8 protein-coding genes are annotated in these 8049 nt (G+C 38.9%); 4 read left to right on the forward strand and 4 right to left on the reverse strand.

What is annotated here, in order from left to right; all coding sequences use genetic code 11:
* Positions 1 to 19 precede the first annotated feature (19 nt).
* The 3 genes from dut (at position 20) to lexA (ending at position 2208) form a co-directional block, all read left to right on the forward strand.
* Positions 20 to 460 (forward strand): dUTP diphosphatase, encoded by a 441-nt coding sequence (gene dut, locus DXC23_RS06500; RefSeq protein ID WP_117705341.1) that lies wholly within the window; start codon positions 20 to 22, stop codon positions 458 to 460.
* 79 nt (positions 461 to 539) lie between these two features.
* The gene (locus DXC23_RS06505) at positions 540 to 1046 is read left to right on the forward strand and encodes a flavin reductase (RefSeq protein WP_117705342.1); all 507 of its coding nucleotides are present in this window, start codon (positions 540 to 542) and stop codon (positions 1044 to 1046) included.
* Positions 1047 to 1620: 574 nt separating this feature from the next.
* Positions 1621 to 2208: a transcriptional repressor LexA gene (lexA, locus tag DXC23_RS06510; RefSeq protein ID WP_022234250.1), complete on the forward strand. Its 588-nt coding sequence runs from the start codon at positions 1621 to 1623 to the stop codon at positions 2206 to 2208.
* A gap of 151 nt (positions 2209 to 2359) precedes the next feature.
* On the opposite strand, the gene DXC23_RS12430 is transcribed toward lexA, so the two are convergent.
* The 4 genes from DXC23_RS12430 to DXC23_RS06520 all read right to left on the reverse strand — a co-directional run bounded on the left by DXC23_RS12430 (position 2360) and on the right by DXC23_RS06520 (position 6339).
* Positions 2360 to 2518 (reverse strand): hypothetical protein, encoded by a 159-nt coding sequence (locus DXC23_RS12430; RefSeq protein ID WP_158552476.1) that lies wholly within the window; start codon positions 2516 to 2518, stop codon positions 2360 to 2362.
* A 241-nt stretch (positions 2519 to 2759) separates the two neighbouring features.
* Positions 2760 to 4973, reverse strand: coding sequence for a hypothetical protein (locus tag DXC23_RS06515; RefSeq protein ID WP_117705343.1), 2214 nt, complete (start codon positions 4971 to 4973; stop codon positions 2760 to 2762).
* 609 nt (positions 4974 to 5582) lie between these two features.
* A complete protein-coding gene (locus DXC23_RS12535; protein WP_022234144.1) occupies positions 5583 to 5756 on the reverse strand; it encodes a DUF6472 family protein in 174 nt (57 codons plus the stop codon).
* Positions 5749 to 6339, reverse strand: a complete 591-nt coding sequence (locus tag DXC23_RS06520; RefSeq protein WP_117705344.1) for a TIGR00730 family Rossman fold protein — start codon at positions 6337 to 6339, stop codon at positions 5749 to 5751. The genes DXC23_RS12535 and DXC23_RS06520 overlap by 8 nt, the downstream gene beginning before the upstream one ends.
* A 128-nt stretch (positions 6340 to 6467) precedes the next feature.
* On the opposite strand from DXC23_RS06520, the gene DXC23_RS06525 reads away from it, so the two are divergent.
* Positions 6468 to 7844 (forward strand): MATE family efflux transporter, encoded by a 1377-nt coding sequence (locus tag DXC23_RS06525; protein WP_117705345.1) that lies wholly within the window; start codon positions 6468 to 6470, stop codon positions 7842 to 7844.
* Positions 7845 to 8049 lie beyond the last annotated feature (205 nt).

The following is an 8049-nucleotide window of genomic DNA, read 5'->3' on the forward strand; positions in this document are numbered from 1 at the left end:
CTAAATCGAAAGGAACACTATGGAATTAAAGATAAAAAAGGTAAAAGATAACGCAAAAATCCCCAAAATTGCAACAAGCGGCGCAGCAGGAATGGATTTGTATGCCTGCATCGCCGATAAAATTACACTTGAACCGCAACAGATTGCCGTTGTGCCGACAGGCATAGCCATTGAACTTCCCGATTCATCGGTAGCGGCGTTTATTTACGCAAGGAGCGGGCTCGGAATAAAGCATGGCATTTGCCTTGCCAACGGTGTCGGCGTTATTGACAGCGATTACAGAGGCGAAATTTGCGTTGGTCTTTGCAATGTTTCTGATAAGCCGTACACTGTCGAGCCCTTTGAAAGGGTGGCGCAGATGGTGATTGCACCCGTAATTGTGCCGACCGTAACAGAAGTAACCGAGCTTTCGGATACAGAGCGTGGCGAGGGCGGTTTTGGCTCAACGGGAACAAAATAAGGAAAATATTTTTGATTAATAAAAATGCAAAACATTATGTTCTTGCCAAATGCGGCAAGAAGATACAAGGAGGATAATTATGTCAGAATTTAAGAAAATTAACGCATCAGATATTAACGAAAGCGTGTTTGACCTTATCGGCAAGGATTGGGCGCTTGTAACAAGCGGCAGTGCCGACAACTTCAACACAATGACAATCAGCTGGGGCGGCGCAGGCATTATGTGGGGCAAACCCGTTGCCTTTACTTTCATTCGCCCTCAGCGCTATACTTTTGAGTTTATTGAGAAAAACGATTACTACACAATGAGCTTTTTTGATGAAAAATATCGTGACGCACTCAAACTTTGCGGTTCAAAGAGCGGCAGAGATGTAGATAAGGTTGCCGAAACAGGACTTACACCTGCTTTTACAGAGGACGGTATTCCGTACTTTGCCGAGGCAAAACTCGTGCTCGTGTGCAAAAAGATGTATTCGCAGTTTTTAAACAGCGAGAGTATTCTTGACGAACAGAGTGTAAGTAAATGGTATGATAATGATTTTCATAAAATGTATATCAGCGAGATAAAAGAAGTTTTGACAAAATAATTTCTGAAAATATTGCAAAACAGGCAGACGCATTGAGCATCTGCCTGTTTTTTCAAACTTAGTTTTAGCACGCAAACAGCAAAGCTGTTTGCGCCTGAAATGAAAATATAAAGGAAACTTTTTATGGGCTCTGCCCAAACCCGCAACCCTTTAAAAAGGGTTGACCTAAATTTTTAGTTTTTATTATTTAAAATATGTTAAATCGAATTTCCACAAAAATTAACAGCAAATTTTCCCTCCAAAACAAAAATACAGCAAAAATTGAAAAGCACCATGCCAACAAAAACACGGTGCTTTCCTGTTCTTAAAAAAATGAGGGGTACAATTACGGGCACATTGCCCGCATTGAGGAGGGTAGAACAATATACTCGGCGGTTGCGGTTCCGCCTTTTGAGTACAGTTATATTAAACTATATTTATTTGAAAATCGTGTGAATTTAATATGAAATCCTATTGAAAAAATTATTTTTTGAAATAAAACAAATGTTTGATTTTTTAGGGGAAATGTGTTATAATATGGTAGGCCGTAAATAGTTTGTTACAAATCGGCACTTTTGCAATTTGTGAGGTTACTATGAAACCATTAAGCAAGAGCCAGCAGGCTATATTTAATTTTTTAAAACAGTGTGCGGATGAAGGCAGAACTCCGTCTGTGCGTGAAATATGCGAGGCTACGGGGTTAAAATCAACTTCAACGGTTCATCATCACCTAAGCGCACTCGAAGAAAAAGGACTTATTGAGCGTGAGCACGGTTTAAACCGCTGCATACGCATCGCAGGTGAAGAGCGCAGTGTAAATGTTCCTCTTGTGGGCAGTGTTGCGGCAGGTTATCCTATCCTTGCCGTTGAAGAAATCGAAACATACATACCTATTCCCGAAAGTCTTAGCCGTGGCAGAGAACTTTTTGCACTGCATGTAAAAGGCGAAAGTATGATAAAAGCAGGTATTTTTGACGGTGACATTGTAATTGTAAACCGCACACCTGTTGCGTCAAACGGTGAAATTGTTGTTGCGCTTATCGGCGACGAGGCAACCGTAAAACGCTTTTATAAGGAAAACGGTCATTTTAGATTACAGCCTGAAAATGACGATTTCGAGCCGATTATCGCTGATGAAGTCGCTATTCTGGGTAAAGTTATTTCATTAATCAGATATTTTTAATTTGCCCCCAAACAGCAAAATAAAAAATGTTTACTATCCGACAATTACACAACAAATGAAATAGGACAGCAGTCGAAAAAATCTGCTGTCCTTTTCATATTTTATTTAAAGAGAGAGATAAAAGCGTTTTTATACGATTTAAGGTGACAGTTTAAAAAGCTATCGCTTTTTTTGGCAGGACTGTTGCGGTTACAAGTACCGCTGAAACAAGAAAAAGTGAAGCATATGAAGTAAAAAGCTTTTTCTTGTCAACCTTAAGGTTTTCGGCTTTTTTAATTAAAAAGTCCAGAATCAGCTTTTCTGCTTTCATACGCTTCACCTGCCTTTAAAATTATGCAAGCTCTCCGTCAAGATTAAAATTCAGTTTAAATTGACCTCCCGAAAGATCAAGTCTTGCCTCGGAGTGAGAACGGAATCTTTAGTAATGTAAATTTTCTCGGATTCTGTATTCTCATATAAAGGTCAAAGCAAAAGGTAATCAACATCGGGAGTTGCCTGCGACAAATCGTTGTCCTCGTCGGCTGTGCCGATTTATTCATAGCATACCTCGCTTATTCTCCGCAGAAATATATGCCAATAATTCCTGTTGACTGTATTCTTCTGTTTTGAGAAACAGTTACTTTGCAATCAGCTGTTTCTTTGATTTTGGCTGCAATTTCGTTTGCTACCTCGCCCTCAACACCTGCAAAGCTGATAAATACAGGCTGTCCCTCAACTCCGCCGAATGACGAAACCGTATCGGCAATGGCTACATCGTATCTTGTAACGCCTGCATAAAGCTTTAACAACTTAGCCGAGCCATGGGTATACATTGTAAGTGTGAGGCCCTTTGGTGTGGGCGCAATCATAATTGCTCTGATTGCCGCTGTTGCCGATACAAGGTGATCGGCAAAGTCTGTTCTGCCCTCAGATGCGTATTTTTCTGCGAGCATTGCCATAAGTCCTACCGAACCTGCCGCATAAGCCGCCTCGAATACCTCTTTTTTCTTCTTAAAGAGCTTATTTTCGCCCTTTGCCTCTGCAATTTTTTCTTTTGCTGTTTTTTCAGCCTGACGAACTTCGTCTTTAGCTTTCTTTTTAACATCAGCTATAGTATCGTTCATCTTCTTGGTGGTTTCTTTTTCAAAATCAGCCATTCGCTTTTCGGATTCTTTGGTAATGGTCTTGATTTCTTTGGCATGGTTATCGTTAAGTTCTTTTACATTCTTAGCGTTTTCCGCATTAATATCGGCAATCTGTTTTTCGTAATTCTTAATCTGCGAGGTGTAATCCGCTTTCATGGAAGTAAGCTGTCCCTCGTAATCGGATTTCAGATTAGCTGTTGCGGTTGCGTTTTCTTTATTAATAGTATCAATTCTGTTTTCATAATTGCTCTTAAGCTGTGCAACCTCGTTGCTGTGGTTAGTATTTAACTCGGCAAACTTATTTGCATTATCTGTGTTGAGCTTTGTTACATATTCGTTGTGAGCGGTCTGTGCGTCGTCAAATTCCTTTTGCTTTGCGCTGAGCTGATTTGCAAAATTTTCTTCCGCAATTCTTGTTTTCTCGGCAAAGTCGGCATTCATCTGCTCTACCTGCTTTGCGTGACTTACACGCCCGTTTTCAAGAGTTTCTTTAAGTTCCGTAATCTCCGCAGTAAGTTTTTCAGTTTCTTCTTTAAGTCTTTCGATTTCTTTTTGAGCCTCAAGTAACTTTAACTTTGTTTCCTTAAGCTCGTTCTTTGTATTGTCAAGCTCGTCCTGTAAAGCGGAAATTTGTCCCTTTAGAGTGAGTATCTGCTGTTCTTTTTGGTCGAGTGTGATTTTCAAACTTTTAATTTCCGAATTGAGGTCAAGTATCTGCTTTTCACGCTCACGGATTTCCTTTAAGCGGATTTCCGTTTCTTCTTTGCGCACTGCCTCTATCTGTGCCTCAAGTGCCATTTCCTTTACCTTTTCGGGGCGGTCAGACTCTTCTTTGGCAAGGGCATTTTCTTCTTCGTACTTTTCCTGCAGCATTTTTCTGAGGGCAGGGTTGGTGGTAATCGACATCATAAAATGCTGAAATTCCATTGCAAGGTAAACATCTTCCTTGTTTTCGTCAGACATTTTGCCGTTGTATTCCTCGCCGACAATCTCAAAGCCCTGCTTTTTATATGTATCGAGGAAGTTCCAAAGCTCAACTGCCTTTTTAAAGTTAGGGTTTTCCTTGAGCAGGTTAGTCTGAGTAAGCGGTGGGCTTACCTGCGGTTCTTTTGCAACCTCTTTCATAAGCGGAGTTGCAAGACACTCGTTAAGTCCCTGACGAATTCTGCGGATACGGTCAAAATCTGAAAGCGACTCAATATCCTCTACATCAAGGTCTTCTGCAAGTGATTCGTGGTTTTCGTTTACATAATTAACGCTGAAATCAAGCTTTTGCTGATTAAGCTCAAGGTGACGGTTCATTGTTATATTATTGTAAGAATCGTTAGGCACATCTTTCATTTTTGAATATTTGTCATCAACAAACATAAGCGCCTTGTGAATAAGGGTCAAAAGCACACGATTTTCGTAAATAGCAAAACTCTCCTGTTCGTCAATTGCTTTTTGAATATACGGCAGGGTTTCTTCGATTGCGATAACCCAATCCATATCAATTACTTTTTCATTAGTTTTGCCGGATATAGAATCTTTGCCCTCGTCACCGTCTTTGAGAGCCTCCTCTATATAATTGTGAGTAAAATCCGATTTCAGCAGATCCTGCATATATCTGTAAGATCTGTAATACTTACCAAAATCTACCATTATAATCACTCCTCATTCTTAGAATTTTTAGCATAATAAAAGCCAATATATATAGTTTATCAGCAAAGATGAACAATGTCAATCAATCAGCTAAAGAGCAAACAAAGTTCGCCCTTATTTTGCAGATTATACAAGCTTTTTGAGCATCTTTAAGCAGTCTTTACATTCGTTCATATTCTCTTCACCGAACAGTTCGTCAAGATAAGCGAGCAAGCCGTCAATTTTTGTCCGTAGTTTTCCATACCTACTTTAATATTTATAAACACTACTACATTTTTCTATAAACCACTATATTATTTTAATACTTTTGGCACACTATTTCAACGGACTTATCAATATTAGATTAACTTTTGTATAGTTGCACTAACAAAACAGCAAAAGTTCGGTATTTTTAATAGTTTATATTTTTACGGACTATATCTTTTTATTATTCTATCTGTTTATAAATGACAATAAAAACAAAAAAGCTTCCTTGTAAAAAGGAAGTTTTTTTGATAAGATATAAAAAAAGAACAAAAATTATTTTTTTCAAAGATTTTAAATAAATATTACAAATCTTTAATCAATGTGAATTTTATATTCACATTATATCTCTGTGATAAAGAAGCTTTAATTTTGTTTCTGCACGATTTTGTACTCGTCATAGAGCCTGAAATAATGGCATTGTTCGGTATTGCCTGTTAAGAACTTTTCCATTTCGTCTTCATCAAGACTAAGCGAACAGTAATCGCCGTACTCGTCATCTTCCACAAAATATGTGCATTGGTCGCAACGATCAGCCATTGTTGTCACCGTCCCTTAAAAAACCGTACTTATCATAGGTATATTCTTTATAGTTGTCTATCTGCTCAAAAACCTCTTGTTCGGTATTTGCTACGGTAAAGAGTTTAAGACAATCGTCACTCATAAAGCTCTCTGATACGGACTTTTTCATCATATTTATGAGTGAATCGTAATATCCGTTTACATTGTACATAACAATCGGCTTTCTGTGCTGACTAAGCTGCTTGAGAGTAAGCACTTCAAAAAATTCTTCAAAAGTGCCGATACCGCCTGCGCAAATTACAAAAGCGTCCGCACGGTCTTCCATTACACCTTTACGCTCACGCATTGTGTCCGTAAAAACAAGTTCTGTGCACTTGTCGTAAAGAACATTGTCTTTCTTGAAAAATTCAGGCGCTACACCTATAAGTTCACCTTTTTCAGAGGTTACGCCCCTTGCGGTCGCACCCATTACACCGTATTTTCCTGCGCCGTAAATTACGGCATCGCCACGGTTTGCAATCGCTCTGCCCAGGCTTTCGGCGGTATCTATATAGATTTTATCTATCTGCTCGCTTGAAGCACCGAATACGCAAATTTTCATTTTATTTATCCTTTCATAATATAAAATCTTAAAAACAATTATAAACAATATAAGGTTTATTTTCTGACCTTATTATACAATATAAAAATATAAAGTCAACATACATCTTGTAAAGGAAGTGTTTTTTTATGGCTGATGCTCCTGCCAAAATTCAAAAAAAACCTGTCGATCCTTTAAAACGAACGGTATTCAGCCTTGCACTGCCGATATTTTTTCAGTCACTGCTCGGACTTTCGCTCGGCTACATTGACACTATTATGCTGTCAAACTACAACGACATGGCAGTCGGCGCAATAGGCAATGCAAACTCTATTCTCGGATTTTTAAACCTTGCGTTCAACATTATATCGAGTGCAACGGGCGTTATTGTAAGCCAATACCTCGGCGCAAAGCAATTTGAAAAAATGAATAAAATCTACACGGTTGCAATTTCATTTAACCTTGCGCTAAGCGTGGTAATAAGTCTTATTGTATTTTTGTTCAGCGAACCCCTACTTATTATTATGCAGGTACCTGCCGAAATGATACCTGACGCCAATATGTATATGAAAATAGTCGGCGGTACAATATTTACACAGGCGGTCTTCAATGCTTTTGCGTCAATATTTATGAGCCACGGCAAAACGGGATTTGGAATGTTTGTATCGCTCGGTATGAATATTGTAAATATCGTGGGTAACTTCTGTTTCCTTTACGGTCCGCTTTCTTTTCTTGACCTTGGCACAGAAGGTGTTGCGATTTCTACATGCTTAAGCCGTATTTTTGCGCTTGTAGCCGCAATTATTTACTTCTATAAGGTTATTCAAGGCAGACTCGGTATTAAATACCTCCGCCCGTTCCCTATAAATATTCTTAAAGAATTGTTAAAACTCGGAATCCCGACCGCAGGCGAAAACATAAGCTATAACTTTTCACAGCTTGTGTTACAGGCACTTATCAACACAATGGGAATGGTCGCAATTAACGCACGAATTTACGCAAATATGATGTGTACTTTTACATATATGTTTGCATATTCCGCCGCCATAGCAACTCAGATAATTGTGGGTCACAGCGTTGGCGCTAACGATTACGACTTTGCATATAAAAGGGTTATGAAAACTCTGAGAATGGGTATGGTAGTATCTATTTCCATTGCAGTGCTGAATTGGCTTGCATCGGGATTTACTTTCAGAGCATTTACCGAAGATATGGCGGTTGTGGAGCTTGCGTCTAATATGATGTTTATAGCAATCTTCCTTGAAATAGGCAGAACCACAAACATAGTAATTATCAATTCTATGAAAGCCGCAGGCGATGTAAAATTTCCGACAATACTCGCTATCTTCTCAATGTGGGGCATAAGCGTACTGCTTGCATATGTACTCGGAATTGTGATGGGTATGGGACTTGCAGGCGTATGGATAGGTATGGCTTGTGATGAAATATTCAGAGGAATTGTTGTGTTTATCCGTTGGCAGAGAGGAACATGGAGAGGCAAAAGAATTGTGTCTAACGCTGCGTAAAATTAATAGATTTTTAAAGTCCTGTAAGGTAATGCCTTGCAGGACTTTTTGCATAATTTGAAATAACCGCACAAAGTTTTCTATTAATAAATTATGGTTTAGCTGATTTTCGGTCGGGTAACAAAGTACGGCAAAAGAAAATGTTTCTGTCCCGAATATAAAAGTTTGGTCAACATTTTCAAAGGTTGTGGGTGTGGGCAACGCC

Source organism: Eubacterium sp. OM08-24 (assembly GCF_003438075.1).
Taxonomy (GTDB): domain Bacteria; phylum Bacillota; class Clostridia; order Oscillospirales; family Acutalibacteraceae; genus Ruminococcoides.

Bases quoted from the DNA above. Each gene is read 5' to 3' on its own strand.
- dut (WP_117705341.1), top strand. From the start codon at position 20: ATGGAATTAAAGATAAAAAAGGTAAAAGATAACGCAAAAATCCCCAAA.
- DXC23_RS06505 (WP_117705342.1), top strand. From the start codon at position 540: ATGTCAGAATTTAAGAAAATTAACGCATCAGATATTAACGAAAGCGTG.
- lexA (WP_022234250.1), top strand. From the start codon at position 1,621: ATGAAACCATTAAGCAAGAGCCAGCAGGCTATATTTAATTTTTTAAAA.
- DXC23_RS12430 (WP_158552476.1), bottom strand. From the start codon at position 2,518: ATGAAAGCAGAAAAGCTGATTCTGGACTTTTTAATTAAAAAAGCCGAA.
- DXC23_RS06515 (WP_117705343.1), bottom strand. From the start codon at position 4,973: ATGGTAGATTTTGGTAAGTATTACAGATCTTACAGATATATGCAGGAT.
- DXC23_RS12535 (WP_022234144.1), bottom strand. From the start codon at position 5,756: ATGGCTGATCGTTGCGACCAATGCACATATTTTGTGGAAGATGACGAG.
- DXC23_RS06520 (WP_117705344.1), bottom strand. From the start codon at position 6,339: ATGAAAATTTGCGTATTCGGTGCTTCAAGCGAGCAGATAGATAAAATC.
- DXC23_RS06525 (WP_117705345.1), top strand. From the start codon at position 6,468: ATGGCTGATGCTCCTGCCAAAATTCAAAAAAAACCTGTCGATCCTTTA.